Annotated in this window: 17 protein-coding genes; 15 read left to right on the top strand and 2 right to left on the bottom strand. The window is 50.8% G+C overall.

The window, feature by feature from the left end; all coding sequences use genetic code 11:
• Positions 1–434 precede the first annotated feature (434 nt).
• The 11 genes from lafA (at position 435) to dinB (ending at position 9,686) form a co-directional block, all read left to right on the top strand.
• The gene (gene lafA, locus GUC46_RS18870) at positions 435–1,337 is read left to right on the top strand and encodes a lateral flagellin LafA (protein WP_003843798.1); all 903 of its coding nucleotides are present in this window, start codon (positions 435–437) and stop codon (positions 1,335–1,337) included.
• Positions 1,338–1,538: 201 nt separating this feature from the next.
• Positions 1,539–2,840: a flagellar filament capping protein FliD gene (fliD, locus tag GUC46_RS18865; protein ID WP_160180607.1), complete on the top strand. Its 1,302-nt coding sequence runs from the start codon at positions 1,539–1,541 to the stop codon at positions 2,838–2,840.
• Between the two features lie 33 nt (positions 2,841–2,873).
• Positions 2,874–3,266, top strand: a complete 393-nt coding sequence (fliS, locus tag GUC46_RS18860) for a flagellar export chaperone FliS (protein ID WP_003843794.1) — start codon at positions 2,874–2,876, stop codon at positions 3,264–3,266.
• 4 nt (positions 3,267–3,270) lie between these two features.
• Positions 3,271–3,588, top strand: a complete 318-nt coding sequence (locus GUC46_RS18855) for a hypothetical protein (protein ID WP_003843792.1) — start codon at positions 3,271–3,273, stop codon at positions 3,586–3,588.
• On the top strand, positions 3,585–4,757 hold the full coding sequence (locus tag GUC46_RS18850) for a flagellar hook-length control protein FliK (RefSeq protein ID WP_160180605.1): 1,173 nt from the start codon (positions 3,585–3,587) through the stop codon (positions 4,755–4,757). The genes GUC46_RS18855 and GUC46_RS18850 overlap by 4 nt, the downstream gene beginning before the upstream one ends.
• 7 nt (positions 4,758–4,764) lie before the next feature.
• Positions 4,765–5,235: a flagellar basal body-associated protein FliL gene (gene fliL, locus GUC46_RS18845; protein ID WP_003843790.1), complete on the top strand. Its 471-nt coding sequence runs from the start codon at positions 4,765–4,767 to the stop codon at positions 5,233–5,235.
• 20 nt (positions 5,236–5,255) lie between these two features.
• Positions 5,256–5,972: a FliA/WhiG family RNA polymerase sigma factor gene (locus tag GUC46_RS18840; protein ID WP_016149617.1), complete on the top strand. Its 717-nt coding sequence runs from the start codon at positions 5,256–5,258 to the stop codon at positions 5,970–5,972.
• A 29-nt stretch (positions 5,973–6,001) separates the two neighbouring features.
• On the top strand, positions 6,002–6,865 hold the full coding sequence (gene motA, locus GUC46_RS18835) for a flagellar motor stator protein MotA (protein WP_003843786.1): 864 nt from the start codon (positions 6,002–6,004) through the stop codon (positions 6,863–6,865).
• A gap of 2 nt (positions 6,866–6,867) precedes the next feature.
• Entirely contained in the window at positions 6,868–7,866 is a 999-nt protein-coding gene (gene lafU, locus GUC46_RS18830) for a putative lateral flagellar export/assembly protein LafU (RefSeq protein ID WP_044714350.1), read from the top strand.
• 56 nt (positions 7,867–7,922) lie between these two features.
• Positions 7,923–8,564: a hypothetical protein gene (locus tag GUC46_RS18825; RefSeq protein ID WP_003838789.1), complete on the top strand. Its 642-nt coding sequence runs from the start codon at positions 7,923–7,925 to the stop codon at positions 8,562–8,564.
• A gap of 66 nt (positions 8,565–8,630) precedes the next feature.
• On the top strand, positions 8,631–9,686 hold the full coding sequence (gene dinB, locus GUC46_RS18820; protein ID WP_130714956.1) for a DNA polymerase IV: 1,056 nt from the start codon (positions 8,631–8,633) through the stop codon (positions 9,684–9,686).
• Positions 9,687–9,786: 100 nt separating this feature from the next.
• Here dinB and pepD read toward each other — a convergent pair whose 3' ends face one another.
• Positions 9,787–11,244 (bottom strand): cytosol nonspecific dipeptidase, encoded by a 1,458-nt coding sequence (gene pepD, locus GUC46_RS18815; RefSeq protein ID WP_003031381.1) that lies wholly within the window; start codon positions 11,242–11,244, stop codon positions 9,787–9,789.
• Positions 11,245–11,505: 261 nt separating this feature from the next.
• On the opposite strand from pepD, the gene gpt reads away from it, so the two are divergent.
• The 3 genes from gpt to crl all read left to right on the top strand — a co-directional run bounded on the left by gpt (position 11,506) and on the right by crl (position 13,768).
• Entirely contained in the window at positions 11,506–11,964 is a 459-nt protein-coding gene (gene gpt, locus GUC46_RS18810) for a xanthine phosphoribosyltransferase (protein WP_003031380.1), read from the top strand.
• A gap of 100 nt (positions 11,965–12,064) precedes the next feature.
• Positions 12,065–13,309 (top strand): esterase FrsA, encoded by a 1,245-nt coding sequence (frsA, locus tag GUC46_RS18805; RefSeq protein WP_044702502.1) that lies wholly within the window; start codon positions 12,065–12,067, stop codon positions 13,307–13,309.
• Between the two features lie 57 nt (positions 13,310–13,366).
• Entirely contained in the window at positions 13,367–13,768 is a 402-nt protein-coding gene (crl, locus tag GUC46_RS18800; RefSeq protein WP_003031376.1) for a sigma factor-binding protein Crl, read from the top strand.
• A 56-nt stretch (positions 13,769–13,824) separates the two neighbouring features.
• On the opposite strand, the gene phoE is transcribed toward crl, so the two are convergent.
• A complete protein-coding gene (gene phoE / locus GUC46_RS18795; protein ID WP_003843783.1) occupies positions 13,825–14,880 on the bottom strand; it encodes a phosphoporin PhoE in 1,056 nt (351 codons plus the stop codon).
• 289 nt (positions 14,881–15,169) lie between these two features.
• On the opposite strand from phoE, the gene proB reads away from it, so the two are divergent.
• Positions 15,170–16,273, top strand: a complete 1,104-nt coding sequence (gene proB, locus GUC46_RS18790; RefSeq protein WP_003031373.1) for a glutamate 5-kinase — start codon at positions 15,170–15,172, stop codon at positions 16,271–16,273.
• Positions 16,274–16,281 lie beyond the last annotated feature (8 nt).

Here is a 16,281-nt window from a genome sequence, read left to right as displayed (position 1 = left end):
GTTGAGTGTTTTTTATGCTGTTCAAAAAGGATTTGAAATGTAACGAAAGTGTCCGAGACTCACAATATAAAAATACAGGCTATTTGCAACTAAATGTAAGATAAACATTGGGCGTAGCACCTAAAAAGATTTGCAGATAAGTATAATCTTATTTTTATCATAAAGTTAACCTTGAAAGTGTGTAATCAATCAACCCATGATTAGATGTTTCTAATAATCTTTTAATTAAATTATGGGTGAGTTCTTGCTTAAGTGATGCCTTTTAGAGTGCTTAAGCACGGAAAGCTAAAATAGATGGGCGGGATGTTTGTCTCTTTAGCTAATGAAGTTGTGGGCTCATAAAAATTTTTTCCGCAGCGCTTTAAGTTTTCCGAACGGGTGGTCGTTTTTACTGAGTATCGAAACGAAAACGATTATTCCCAAGGAGCAGTACCATGTTATCGATTAATACTAATACCGCATCAATGGCAGCTGTAAACGCTATCAACAAAAGCAGCGCATCTCTGTCTACTTCGATGGAACGTCTGGCGACAGGTAACCGCATTAACTCTTCTGCTGACGATGCTGCAGGCAAACAGATTGCCAGCCGCCTGAGCGCACAATCCGACGGTATGGGCGTTGCACTGAGCAACATTCAGGACGCAACCGCAATGCTGCAGACCGCAGATAGCATGTTTGACGAAATGACCGACGTGCTGGGTCGCATGAAAGACCTGTCCACGCAGGCAGCGAACGGAACCTACAACAGCGACGACCTGCAGGCGATGCAGGATGAATACGACGAACTGGGCCAGCAGATGTCTGACATGCTGCAGAACACCACCTACGGTGGTACTAACCTGTTCGGTACGGCATCTGGCAGTAATACCGGTGTTTCTGGTCTGTTCCAGAGCGCAGTCACCTTCCAGGTGGGTGCTGAGTCTTCTGACACCATGACCGTGGACATCTCCAGCCAGCTGGGTGATCTGGTGAACGATCTGACAGATGTCAGTGCTGCTTTCTCTTCTGATCAGGCTGGTACTGGTGTTTCTGGTGGTACTGAGCTGACCGCTTCTGGTTCTGCTAACGGTATGATCAGCACTATCCAGACCGCAATGGACGATGTGTCCAAGATCCAGTCCAAACTGGGCGCGTCTATCAACCGTCTGAACGACACCGCAAACAACCTGACCAGCATGCAGGACAACACTAACGTAGCGATCGGTAACATTATGGATACCGACTACGCGACGGAAGCCTCCAACATGACGCAACAGCAGGTGCTGATGCAAACTGGCATCACCATGCTGAAGCAGTCCAACAGCATGTCCAGCATGGTGTCCAGCCTGCTGCAGTAATTCTGTTCTGTGGTGAAATTGCGCCATTCACAACACCGCCGACTGGCGGTGTTGTGCTTTCAGCGGTCGAGACTATTTCAGGAAACCTTCCTGAATAAGGGAAAATTCATTTCCTCTCATAATTTAACTTGCTGAATTTAAAATATAAAAATATTGGCATGTATTTTGCTATCACATCGATAACGTCGCACGGAGTTATTCATGATCAACCCAAGAACTATGGCGAAAGCCGCAGCTTATGCCGATATCGCCACGCAGAGCGCCAACCTGCAACAACAGCAGGCAGAGTTAGATGCTGAGAGTAGCGGGCTGGATTCGCTGAGCACGGCATTAACCGATTTCCAGTCGGCTATTGATGCCTTGAACAGTGATACAGACGGTCCACTGACCTTTTCGGCGACATCGAATAACGACTCTGCGACGGTTTCTGCCAACTCGGAAGCGCAGGCGGGAACGTACTCATTTTATGTCAGCAAGTTGGCACAGGGTCAGCAGTCTACGTTCCAGATGACAGACAATTTTTATGAGGCGACCGGTACGTTTGATCTGACCATGGAAGATGGCAGCAGCATGGAGATCGATCTTTCTACGGCCGATAGCGACGGTGATGGCTATATCGATGCTACCGGGCTGGTAGATGCTATCAATAGTAGTGACGACAACCCGGGTGTTTCGGCTGCGCTGGTGAAAACAGATGGCCAGACAACCATTATGCTGACGTCTGACACTACCGGCGCACAAAGTGGTTTCACGGCGACAGTTAATGGCACGGTCATTGCCAGTCCGGAAACTGCGATGACGACTCCACAAGATGCTGTAATTAATCTGGGAGGTAAGGATGGGCCGGCCATCACCAGCAGCAGTAATACCTTCGATGATGTGATTCCCGGTGTGACCATGACCTTTACGGAGGTCAGCGATCCAGACGATACCAGCGATGTCACGACGATTACCGTGGCAGAAGACTCCAGCGCCTCACAGGCAAAAGTACAAACCTTTGTTGATGCCTATAACACCCTTGTCGACACAGTAGATTCATTAACCAGCAATGGCGGTGATGGTTCTAATCCTGGTGTTTTTGCGGGTGACGCCGGGCTCAGTTCATTAACCAACCAACTTGACGATATCGCCCACTCTTACTATGACGGCGTATCGATTGTTGATTATGGCATCTCGCTCGATTCCGACGGCCATTTAGAAATTGACTCCGATAAGTTTAACGAAGCGATGGAAGCGAACCCGGATGGTCTGACGTCAATTTTTGTCGGTGATGACAGCATGGTCGCGCAGATGGATAACCTGATGGACAGCTATCTGGACTCTAGTACCGGCATCATCACTATGCGTGAAGACAACATTGAGGATCAGCAGAGCAAAATCCAGGACGAAAGCGATCAGCTTACTGAAACCTATAACACCAATTACGAACGCTACCTGGAAGAGTACACCAATACGCTGATTGAAACGTACACCATGAAAGTGAGTATGGCCGCGTTTATGTAAGCGACCGGTTTAGTAAAAGAATAGAGAGTCAATATGTACGACACGCAGGATGGTTATTCGCAATACAAAGAGATGGATCTTGCTGCCCGTACGGCAGCTGCATCGCCTTTAGAACTGGTGCTGGTGCTGTTTTCCGGTTTGATGGATGAACTGGAACGCGCCAAAAGCCACATTGAGAACAAACGCTATGAGCGTAAAGCGCAGAGCATTAATAAATGCATCGATATTCTCAACGCCTTAACCAGCTCGCTGGAGTTTGAAACCGGCGGTGAGCTGGTGGTGAATCTCTCCCGACTTTATGACCACTGCGTCTATCGCCTGTATGAAGCCAGTGGTGAATTGTCGTTAGAAAAAATTGATGAAGTGATCCTGATCCTGACGAATCTGCGCACAGGTTGGGAAGGTCTGTCGGCAAAACTGGGGTAAGGCGATGGAAAGAGAGCGCCAGCAACAACAGCTTTATGCCCTGGTAAAAGAGATGAATGACGCCCTCGATCAAAAGCGTTGGCGGCGGCTACCCAGCTTGCATCAGCAGGTAATGCGTGTTTTTCATGAATATGAAGCCTGGGAAACGGATGTCAGCGCGTTGCGCAAGGTTAAAGACAACATGCTTTCGGCATTTGAAGCGCTGATTGCGCGACGAACTCAGCGTGCGGAAGAACTTAAAGCGCGAATGGATAAACATCAGCAAAACCAGGAAGGAATGTTGGCGTATTCAATGGTTAATTTAATTTCGGAGAAGGCATGAATCCTGTATTACTGGCCTCGGTCAGTGCGTCGGCAGAGGCCACACCGGAAAAGGCGACTGTTTCGGCGTCGGCGGCCCCTGCAAGCAGCGGCACATTTTCTTTACCCCAGTCGGGGCTTAACGCCGCGGCTGAGCGGCTGATTGGAGCAAAACTGAGTCATCAGCAGACATCGGCGGCTGCACATAAACCAGACGACGCGAATCCGGCAGCCATGCAGGCATTGCTGGCGATGCTATTGGCGCAACCGACTCAGGCAGCCCCGGCCGATTTACAAAAGCAGCCTGATGGCGACATGTTGAGAATGCTGGCGCAGGTGCAAACCACCCATTCTGGGTCATCACTGTTGCGCCAACTGGCGAGCGCCATGGCCCAGCCGGAAAAAACGTCCACGCCATCTGCTGAGCAGCATACAACTGACTTAAAGTCACTGCCGCCTAAGCTGCAAACGTTATTGGCGTCACTCAGCGAGGATTTGCCGCCAGCAACTCCGGATCAACAGGCTAAGCTGGCGACGTTTTCCGCCCAGGATCTGCGTGCGATTGCGCCGGAGCCTGCGTCACTCTCGACCACCCAACAAATTTCTGCTCGGGTGAAAGCAACCCAGAACGCCAGTCCTCGCCCGGTGGTGGAGAGGAAAAACGCTGGAGTGACGGTTAACCCGGCGCTCTCTACGCAAAGTTTGCTCAATACCGCGGCGCAGGGAAATCAGCCGGTGAATCCGCTGATTGACCATAACATCGTGTCGACGCAAGCGTCCTCGCCAGTGACGATGTCAACGGAGGAGCTCGGGGAGAAACTCACCGCGCTGCTTAAAGACAGAATTCAGTTCCAGATTGGTCAGCAACAGCAGGTGTCGACCATTCGTCTTGATCCCCCTTCGCTGGGCAAACTTGAAATTGCCGTGCAACTGGATGCAGGCAAGCTGATGGTTCACATCGGCGCAAATCAGAGTGATGTCTGCCGCTCATTGCAACAATTTAGCGAGAACCTACGCCAGCACCTGACGGCGCAGAACTTCATGGAAGTCAATGTTCAGGTCTCTTCAGAGGGGCAATCGCAGCAGCAAAAACAGCAGTCAGGTCATCAACAGGATGAGGTGACGTCGGCATTAGTGCTCAATGATGAACCTCAATTTCAACGGAATGAATCCGTTCTGATCAAAGTGTAAAAGTAAAATGAAGAAAATTGTTATCGCGTGTGTGATCAGCTCCGTTGTGGCTCTGGGTATTGCGGGGGGCGCAGGATGGGGCATTTATCATTCTATGAATAAGCGAACTACGGCTGCAGCAGAGGTTCCTGCCCATGAAGCGGAAGACAGCCAGGATGAATCCAGCAGTATTTTTGTCTCCCTGCCGGAAACGGTGGTTACGCTGCATGATGATGAAGGGAGCGATCGCTATATGGTCGCTGAGCTGGTAATGGTCGTTGATTCAGAGAAAGATGCTGAAAAAATTAAGAAGGACGAACCGCTCTATCAAAGTATTACCGTAGATGAGCTTTCGAATATGAAATATGAAGATATTCGGGCGCTGAAGATCTCCGATATCAGAAAGAAAGTATTTGAGAATCTGAAAGTCGAATTAGCGAAACGCAAAATGGCGACACCTTATAAGGACATATTGGTGAAAAAAGTCGTGTTCCAATAAGCGACAAGCCAGGAAATAACATGATACAGGATGCTTACGAGTCAGAAGACTTTAATGCGACGCCCGTGCTCACGCCAAAGCAAGAGAGCCATTATTTACAGGCTTATCTACCTTTGGTGCGCAAAGTGGTGCGTCAACTTGCGCCGCAATGTACCTGCGTTATGGACAGGCAGGATATGGAACAAACGGCGCTGATGGGATTGCTGAACGCGATTCGCCGCTACGGTCAGCCAGACGAAGGTTTTGCCGGTTATGCTGTTCACCGCATACGTGGCGCAATTCTGGATGAGCTGCGCAGTCTCGACTGGCGGCCTCGCCAGTTACGGCAAAAATACCATCAGATTAAAGATTTGATTCGTGATGCGCGCACACAGCTTGGGCATGAACCCTCATGGGAGGAGTTGTCCCGGCTGGGATTATCGTCTGAGGATTATCAGGAATATCAACAGTTGGAAGGCGCCGAAACGCTGGCCAGTCTGGATGAATTACTGAATGGCGATATGCCGATTGCACCGCTCGAAGGGCGGGGGCTTGAGGAGCAATTCGTCACCCAGGAAATGTTGAGTTACGCCCTGAGCCAACTCAGCGAAAAAGAGAGCCTCGTGCTCTCAATGTATTACCAACACGATATGAATTTAAAAGAGATCGCGCTGGTATTAGGGCTGACCGAAGCCCGAATTTGTCAAATGAATAAAAAAATCACGCACAAGATTCGTGATTGTTTATATCCAGATTAACAATTCCGAATCAACATGCGGAGGACGTAATGCAAAAGATTTTTGGTTTATTAGTGGTTTTGGGCTGCGTATTTGGCGGCTACTTTGAGGCTGGTGGGCAGTTAATTGCTATTTGGCAGCCAGCAGAAATTATTATTATCGTCGGTGCTGGTCTGGGGGCGATGATTATTGGTAACCCGGTACATGTACTGAAAGAGATCGTCCACCAGATCAAAGGGGTAATCAGTAAAAAGAAAATGGGGCCGGAGTTTCAGCGTCAGCTACTGATGTGCCTGTATGAGCTGCTGGAAATGGTGCAAAACGGCGGTCTGCGTATGCTGGATCAGCATATCGAGCAGCCGGAAGAAAGCACCATTTTCCAGAAATACCCGCTGGTGCTGACTCAGAAGCGACTGGTGACATTTATCGCCGATAACTTCCGTCTAATGGCGATGGGTAAAATCGATGCCCATGAACTGGAAGGGATCCTCGATCAGGAACTGGATACCGCGGAAGAATCTTTGTTAACCCCTTCGCGCTCCTTGCAGCGTACCGCAGAGGCGATGCCTGGATTCGGCATTTGTGCTGCGGTATTGGGCATTATCATCACCATGCAGTCCATCGATGGCTCCATTGCGCTTATCGGTTTGAAAGTGGCGGCGGCGTTGGTGGGGACATTCTTAGGGGTATTCATCTGTTATTGTCTGATGGACCCGCTGGCAAACGCCATGGAACAGCAGGCGCGGGCAGAGCATTCGCTGCTCGAATGCGTACGTACCGTGCTGGTGGCGCAAGCGGGCGGTAAACCGACGCTACTGGCGGTCGATGCTGGCCGTAAGCTTCTCCATCTGGCCTCTAAACCCACTTTCGCCAATCTGGATGCATGGGTTAATGCGATGCTGGAGCAGGAATAAGCATGAGGAAGGGGCCAAATCGTCGCGATCGCGGCGCGAAAACCACCATTATCCGCCGACAAATTAAAAAGCATCATGCAGGTCATCATGGCGGGGCGTGGAAGGTCGCCTTTGCTGACTTTACGCTGGCGATGATGGCGCTGTTTATGACGCTGTGGATTGTGAACAGCGTCAGCAAGGCTGACCGAGAAAATATTGTGGCGGCGCTGCACGGCCAGTCAATCTTTAACGGTGGCGGTATGGCACCTTTAAACAAGCTGGGCAAGCAGCCGATAGCGCCGGGTGCTCAGAAGAAAAACGTCACGCGCAACAAGCTGGATAAAACGGTTACCCCGCAAGAGACGGCGAAGATAACAGAAGATAACGCCAAAAAAGCGCTGGATGTAAATGAAAAAGCGGTGTTGCTGAAGCAAAAATCAGCGCGTGAATTGGGCGAGCTGGCGACCGATATTAACGTCATTGCCCGCAACGCACATATGGAAACCAACCTCGAGATGGAGATTGTTCCTCAGGGGTTGCGCGTACTGATTAAAGATGACCAGAACCGGAATATGTTTGAACGCGGCAGCGCCAAAATTATGCCGTTCTTTAAATCGCTGCTGGTTGAGCTGACCCCCGTGTTTGACTCGCTGGACAACAAGCTCATCATTACCGGACATACGGATGCGATGAGCTATAAGAGCAACATTTACAACAACTGGAATCTCTCCGGCGACCGTGCTTTGTCAGCACGACGCGTGCTGGAAGATGCCGGCATGCCGCAGGATAAAGTCATGCAGGTTAGCGCCATGGCGGACCAAATGCTGCTGGATGCGAAAAACCCGGAAAGCGCAGGCAACCGCCGTATTGAGATCATGGTGTTAACGCAAAGTGCTTCCGATACGCTGTATCAATATTTTGGTCAGCACGGCGAGAAAGTGGTTCAGCCACTGGTTGATAAGCTGGACAAACAAAAGCAGGTGACTTCTTTACGTCAGCCCTCTGTTCCCGTCACTCATTAATTCTGTTTTCCGCCCCCCACGCAACGTGGGGGCAAATTATCCCTCAGGAAGGTAATGTGATAGATGTAACCCATATTATTCCATTGGATATTCATACTGATAATGTCACTGATGGGGCTTGTCAGGGCGCGCATTTCGACCCGGTTTCAGGTATCTGGTACACCGAACCTCATGTGTTAAATGAGGGGCTTCGTGACTATGTCTACAACACCGACAGTTTTAACATCGTTGCGCCGTACTATCTGGTGATTACCTCGAAGATGCACTGCTGGAGCTGCCACCAGCTCACCCATATTCACGGGGTGATGTTTACCCGCTTTATCAGAAAAGATCAGGATGGCAAAGGCTGGCAATCTATTCGACGGAATACCTTTCTGTTCCACATTAATTCTCTGCCTGAAGAGATACAAAAGAACATCAAAGCCAGCAATTACTATCTGGATAAAAGTAAAACTACCGGGCTACGTTACTGGATGAATCATTGTGAAATTTGTGGAGAACGTCTGGGCGACTATGAGCTTTTCTGCGTGGAAAATGATGCATTTCGCCTGATGACGATCGAAAAATTGCTGCGGGCAAAGATTCGCAAAGTGAATAAACTTTTTGTCAGTACGGCGGGTAATCCAGCAGAACATAAGATCACGGACATCGTGCGTTACCTGTGCGATGCACGCTTCGTCATGAATGGTCCGGCGTAAGGCATAAACAGACTTCTCACAACATAAAAATACTGTATACTTAAACAGTGTTGTGAGAGGTGAGTCATGCGCAAAATCATACATGTCGATATGGACTGCTTTTTCGCGGCGGTGGAAATGCGCGACAACCCCGCCTTGCGTGATATTCCCATTGCTATTGGCGGCAGTCGTGAACGTCGGGGAGTCATCAGCACGGCCAATTACCCGGCGCGCAAATTTGGTGTGCGTAGCGCAATGCCGACCGGAATGGCGTTAAAACTGTGTCCGCATCTCACGTTATTACCTGGTCGTTACGAGGCCTATAAAGAAGCCTCCCGCCAGATTCAGGCTATTTTCTCCCGCTATACCTCGCTGATAGAACCGCTTTCGCTGGATGAAGCCTATCTGGATGTGACTGACAGCACTCACTGCCATGGCTCAGCTACGCTGATCGCTCAGGAGATCCGCCAGACAATTTTTGCCGAGCTACAGTTAACCGCCTCTGCCGGAATTGCGCCGGTCAAATTTCTGGCAAAAATAGCCTCCGATCTCAACAAACCCAATGGGCAATATGTGATTACCCCTGCCGATGTTCCTGAATTTCTCAGAACATTACCGTTAGGCAAAATTCCCGGCGTTGGCAAAGTCTCTGCCGCTAAGCTGGAAGCGATGGGGTTGCGAACCTGCGAGGATGTTCAGAAATACGACCTGGCCATGTTGCTCAAACGTTTTGGTAAGTTTGGTCGCGTGTTGTGGGAACGCAGCCAGGGCATTGATGAACGCGACGTCAACAATGACAGACTGCGCAAATCAGTCGGCGTCGAGCGTACTTTGGCAGAAGATATTCATGAGTGGGCTGAATGTGAGGAGATTATTGAGCGGCTATATCCCGAACTGGAACGACGTCTGGCCAACGTAAAACCGGATCTGTTGATCGCCCGGCAGGGAGTAAAACTCAAGTTTAATGATTTTCAGCAAACCACGCAGGAGCACGTCTGGCCGCGCTTAAGTAAAGATGACTTAATTGCGACGGCGCGCAAAACCTGGAATGAACGTCGGGGAGGGCGGGGCGTAAGGCTGGTGGGATTACACGTCACGCTGTTGGATCCACAGCTGGAAAGGCAACTACTGTTGGGGCTGTGATGTTGATGTATTGCCGGATGGCTGCGTAAAAACTATATCCGGCCTACAAATCAGCATGTAGGCCGGATAAGCACAGCGCCATCCGGCGTTTAGCGCAGACTTACTTCGCCGGAATAGACTTCAGCAGTTCAGTCAGCAGCGTCCAGTAATGGCCGACGCTTTCGATATGAACCTGTTCATCCGGGGAGTGCGGGCCGGTGATGGTTGGCCCGATGGAAACCATGTCCATATCTGGATACGGTTTCTTGAACAGACCACATTCCAGACCGGCGTGGATGATTTGGATGTTAGGCGTTTTGTTGAACAGACGCTGATAGGTTTCACGAACCAGGTGCATAACCGGAGAGTTGGCATCCGGCTGCCAGCCAGGGTATCCGCCTTTTGCCTGGGTTTTCGCGCCAGCCAGTTTACCCAGTGAATCCAGCATGCTCACCACGTAGTCTTTACCGCTGTCGATCAGAGAACGAATGAGGCAGTGAATTTCAACGTTGTCGTCAGTCATGGTTACAACGCCGACGTTCAGGGAAGTTTCTACCACGCCTTTGGCGACGTCGGAGTTGCGGATAACACCGTTCGGGGTGGCGTTTAGCAGACGCACAAAGCTGTCACGAGACTCAGCGGTCAGCGCGGCTTTGTCTTGAGTAACGGCATCCAGCAGCAGAGCCAGGTTCTTCTCTTTGGCTTCCAGTTCGTTTTTCAGGATTTCCTGATAGGTGTTGACCAGCGCTTTTAACGCATCAACTTTATCTGCAGCCACGGCCAGGGTGGCAAAGGCTTCACGCGGAATTGCGTTACGCAGCGTACCGCCGTTGAAATCAACCAGACGCAGATCCAGCTCTTCAGCGTGGCCCGCCAGGAAGCGTACCAGCAGCTTGTTCGCGTTACCGAGACCCACGTGGATTTCGCCGCCGGAGTGGCCGCCTTTCAGGCCTTTTAACGTCAGCTTAAAGCTCTGGAAGCCAGCAGGGATTGCTTCACGGGACAGCGGCAGGTTGGAGGTAAAGTCGATACCGCCTGCGCAACCCATGTAGATCTCACCTTCTTCTTCTGAGTCGGTGTTGATCAGGATATCTGCCTGTAGCCAGTTAGCCTGCAGACCAAACGCGCCATCCATACCTGCTTCTTCGGTCATGGTCAGCAGCACTTCCAGAGGACCATGTACCACGCTGTCATCAGCCAGAACGGCCAGCGCGGACGCCATACCGATACCGTTATCCGCACCCAGCGTGGTGCCACGGGCTTTTACCCATTCGCCATCAATATAAGGTTGGATAGGATCTTTGGTGAAGTCGTGCACGGTGTCGTTGTTTTTCTGCGGGACCATATCCAGGTGCGCCTGCAGAACGACCGGTTTGCGGTTTTCCATGCCTGCGGTAGCGGGTTTGCGAATCAGGATATTACCGACTTGATCGCGCTCGACGTGGAAACCTTTTTCCTGGGCCCAGCTCAGAATGTGTTCAGCGAGCTGCTCTTCATGATAGGACGGATGAGGAATAGAACAGATTTTGGCAAAAATATCCCATAGCGGTTGCGGGGATAATTGAGACAGTTCAGACACGTTGAGTCTCCTTGGCGATGTCCTACAAAACTTGCTTGCAGGCCACGGGGTTAGCAGAATTAAAAACACCACAAGTCAGGCTTGCGCGATGCGATTGAGAATACCACTTTCTCCGCTGACGGCTAGCATAAAGCATGCAAAAAGAGGCGCGGATTCCGCGAAACACTGGTTTTTAGTGCGTCAGATCTCTATAATCTCGCGCAACCTATTTCCCCCTCGAACACTTTTTAAGCCGTAGATAAACAGGCTGGGACACTTCACATGAGCGAAAAATACGTCGTCACCTGGGACATGTTGCAGATCCATGCACGTAAACTGGCAAGCCGCCTGATGCCTTCTGAACAATGGAAAGGCATTATTGCCGTTAGCCGTGGTGGTCTGGTACCGGGCGCATTGCTGGCGCGTGAATTGGGTATTCGTCATGTCGATACCGTATGCATCTCCAGCTACGATCACGACAACCAGCGCGAACTGAAAGTGCTGAAACGTGCCGAAGGCGACGGTGAAGGTTTCATCGTAATCGATGACCTGGTTGACACCGGTGGTACCGCCGTTGCGATCCGCGAAATGTATCCTAAAGCGCATTTCGTTACTATCTTCGCTAAGCCGGCAGGTCGCCCGCTGGTGAATGATTATGTTGTTGATATCCCTCAGGATACCTGGATTGAACAGCCGTGGGATATGGGCGTGGTGTTCGTCCCGCCGATCTCTGGTCGCTAATCTAAAAAGTTTTCAGCGCCTGGCAACTGCCGGGCGTTGTTCTTTTTGTGCAGTGTCAGGTTACACTATGCCTTAGTGAGTACTCATGGAGGCTGCAATCATGTCACAGGCTAACCTCAGCGAAGTCCTGTTTAAACCCCGCTTCAAACACCCTGAAACGTCAACGCTGGTTCGTCGTTTTAATCACGGCGCGCAGCCGTCCGTACAATCTGCCCTGGATGGTAAAACCATTCCCCACTGGTATCGCATGGTGAATCGTCTGATGTGGATCTGGCGTGGCGTCGACCCGCGTGAAATCCTTGAGGTGCAGGCACGTATCGTGATGAGCGAAGCCGAACGTACGGATAAAGAACTCTACGATACGGTTATCGGCTATCGCGGTGGAAACTGGATCTATGAGTGGGCGAAGCAGGCGATGGACTGGCAACAGAAAGCGTCTATGGAAGAGGATCCGCAGGTGAGCGGACGCCACTGGCTACATGCGTCTACGTTGTACAACATTGCCGCTTACCCACACCTGAAAGGCGATGAGCTGGCAGAACAGGCACAGGCTTTGGCCAATCGCGCCTATGAAGAGGCCGCGCAGCGACTGCCGGGGACATTGCGCGAGATGGAATTTGCCGTTACCGGCGGCGCGCCAATCACTGGATTCCTGCATATGCCAAAAGGCGACGGTCCGTTCCCGACGGTGCTGATGTGCGGTGGCCTCGATTCCATGCAAACGGATTATTACAGTCTGTATGAGCGCTACTTTGCTCCACGTGGCATTGCCATGCTGACGCTGGATATGCCGTCGGTTGGGTTCTCATCAAAATGGAAACTGACTCAGGATTCCAGCCTGCTGCATCAGCACGTATTAAAAGCGCTGCCTAATGTTCCCTGGGTGGATCACACTCGCGTGGCGGCCTTCGGTTTCCGCTTTGGCGCTAACGTAGCGGTACGTCTGGCATATCTGGAATCATCACGTCTGAAGGCGGTGGCCTGTCTGGGACCAGTGGTTCATTCGCTGCTTAGTGACCCGCAGCGTCAGGCGAGCGTCCCGGAAATGTATCTTGATGTACTGGCTAGCCGCCTGGGGATGCATGACGCCTCCGATGAAGCGCTGCGCGTTGAGCTTAATCGCTATTCATTAAAAGTGCAGGGCCTGCTGGGGCGACGCTGCCCGACGCCAATGCTTTCGGGGTTCTGGAAGAACGACCCGTTTAGCCCGGAAGAAGAGTCACGTTTAATCACATCTTCATCTTCAGACGGTAAGCTACTGGAGATCCCCTTCAATCCGGTGTATCGCAATTTTGACAAAGGGTTGCAGGAAATAACCAGTTGGATCAATCAGAGATTGTGTTAAAAGTTTGCTAAATTTTATCGATTTGGTAAAACAGGTGCTTCACCTAAGGAGATCGTAATGACGTTACCGAGTGGGCATCCGAAAAGTAGATTGATCAAGAAATTCACCGCGCTTGGCCCGTACATCCGGGAAGGGCAGTGCGAAGATAATCGATTTTTTTTCGATTGTCTGGCTGTTTGCGTCAACGTGAAACCAGCCCCTGAGAAACGCGAGTTCTGGGGCTGGTGGATGGAACTGGAGGCGCAGGAAAAACGCTTCACGTATAGTTATCAGTTTGGTTTGTTTGATAAAGACGGTAACTGGACTGCGGTGCCGGTGAAAGAGACTGAAGTGGTAGAGCGACTGGAATACACCTTACGTGAATTCCATGAAAAATTACTTGGCTTGTTAACGACGCTGAATCTGGCGCTGGAACCTGCTGACGACTTTAAGGATGAACCGGTTAAGTTAACGGCATAATGAACAGTGAAAAGCCGGATGGCGGCGCAACCCCATCCGGCTTTTTTTATGCTATATCAAAACTGGTAGACCATACCGACGGCAACGATATTATCATCGTTGATGCCCAGCTTATTATCGCTATCGAGCTGGTTGATTTTATAATCGACAAACGCGGACATATTTTTGTTGAAATAGTACGTTGCGCCGAGATCAATATAATTCACCAGATCTTCATTGCCGACGCCTTCAATATCTTTCCCTTTAGACAGCACATAACCCAGTGACGGACGCAGACCAAAGTCAAACTGGTACTGAACTACCGCTTCGAAGTTCTGTGTTTTATTAGCAAAGCCACCGGAAATTGGCGTCATATTGCGCGTTTCAGAATAGAACGTTGCAATATAAATATCGTTAGCATCATATTTTAAGCCAGTTGCCCAGGCTTCTGCTTTATCGCCTGTACCGCGAGTTTGCAGATTCTGCTGGTTAGTACGATCGGAGTTGGTATAAGCGCCGCTCACCGCAAAGTCGCTGCCGCCAAAGTCATAGGTAACGGAAGTACCAAAACCGTCGCCGTTCTGTTTTTTCACATCGCGGTCCTGGTTTTTACCCTGATATTGCAGGGTCAGATCCAGGCCATCCACGACCCCGAAGAAGTCGGTGTTACGGTAAGTTGCCAGGCCGCTGGCACGTTTGGTCATAAAGTTATCGGTTTGTGCGGAGGAGTCGCCGCCGAATTCCGGGAACATATCGGTCCATGCTTCCACGTCATACAGCGCACCCAGGTTACGACCATAATCAAACGAGCCAAAATCTTTTAATTTCACACCGGCGAAGGCCAGACGTGTTTTTTGTTGGTTAGAATCGCTTTCAGCTTTATTGCCGGCGAATTCAGCCTCCCAACGACCATAACCGGTCAGTTGATCGTTAATTTGCGTTTCGCCTTTAAAACCTAAACGGATATAGCTTTGGTCACCATCTTTGCTGTCATAATCCGTCATGTAATGCATGGCTTTTACTTTGCCGTATAAGTCCAGCTTATTACCGTTCTTGTTATACACTTCCGCTGCCTGTACGGATGCCGACGTAACAATTCCCATCACCACTAATGCCAGAGTGCTCTTTTTCATTTTCATTCCTGATTAAAAGTACGCGCTAATATTCACTGGGTGTGATCCCCGTTAAAAGACAGGAGGGTTTTTAACGTCTGGCAATGAACGTTTTATGACAAAGTAAGAATATTTTTAAAAAAGGATGTTTTTTTGTTTCTGTAATAAATGCGTCAAAATCTGCCGCTACGCTTGCTGATCCTGCGCAATAAAATTTCATGCTTTGTGCGCTGGTTGTTGGCAACCGGGGCCAGTCCTGCTAAAACGTTCGTTTGATATCATTTTCCCCAATTTTGAATGGCAGAGAATCATGAGTGACAGCCAGACGCTGGTGGTAAAACTTGGCACCAGTGTGTTAACGGGCGGATCCCGCCGCCTGAACCGCGCCCACATCGTAGAACTGGTTCGCCAGTGCGCGCAGCTCCATGCCGCAGGGCATCGTATTGTTATTGTTACCTCAGGCGCGATTGCCGCCGGACGTGAGCATCTTGGTTACCCTGAACTCCCGGCAACGATAGCCTCGAAACAGCTGTTGGCAGCGGTAGGGCAGAGCCGACTGATTCAACTATGGGAACAGCTTTTCTCGATTTACGGTATTCATATCGGGCAGATGCTGCTGACGCGTGCGGATATGGAAGACAGAGAGCGCTTCCTCAATGCCCGCGATACGCTGCGCGCGCTGCTGGATAACAACATCGTTCCGGTCATTAATGAGAACGATGCGGTGGCGACCGCTGAAATTAAAGTGGGTGATAACGACAACCTCTCAGCGCTGGCGGCAATTCTGGCTGGAGCCGATAAGCTGTTGCTGTTGACCGATCAGCAGGGGCTGTTCACCGCCGATCCGCGCACCAATCCGCAGGCGGAGCTGATTAAAGACGTGCACGGTATTGATGATGCGCTGCGCGCCATTGCCGGAGACAGCGTCTCGGGTCTGGGAACCGGCGGGATGGGAACAAAACTGCAGGCCGCCGATGTCGCGTGCCGCGCCGGGATCGACACCATAATTGCCGCAGGCAGCAAACCGGGCGTCATTGGCGACGTGATGGAAGGCGTTTCCGTTGGGACGCGTTTTCATGCTCAGGCATCTCCACTGGAGAACCGTAAACGCTGGATCTTCGGCGCGCCGCCTGCCGGAGAAATTACTGTTGATGAGGGCGCTACCGCAGCGATTCTGGAACGCGGCAGCTCATTATTGCCAAAAGGCATTAAAAGCGTGACAGGCAACTTCTCTCGTGGTGAAGTGATCCGCATCTGCAATCTCGAAGGGCGTGATATTGCCCACGGCGTCACCCGCTATAACAGCGATGCGCTGCGCCGTATTGCCGGACATCACTCACAACAGATCGACACCATCCTGGGCTACGAATACGGCCCGGTCGCTGTCCATCGTGACGACATGATCACCCGTTAAGGAACAGG

The sequence above is a fragment of the Citrobacter sp. LUTT5 genome (assembly GCF_009905315.1).
Lineage (GTDB): Bacteria > Pseudomonadota > Gammaproteobacteria > Enterobacterales > Enterobacteriaceae > Citrobacter > Citrobacter freundii.
This window is presented reverse-complemented; position numbering and strand designations above follow the sequence as displayed.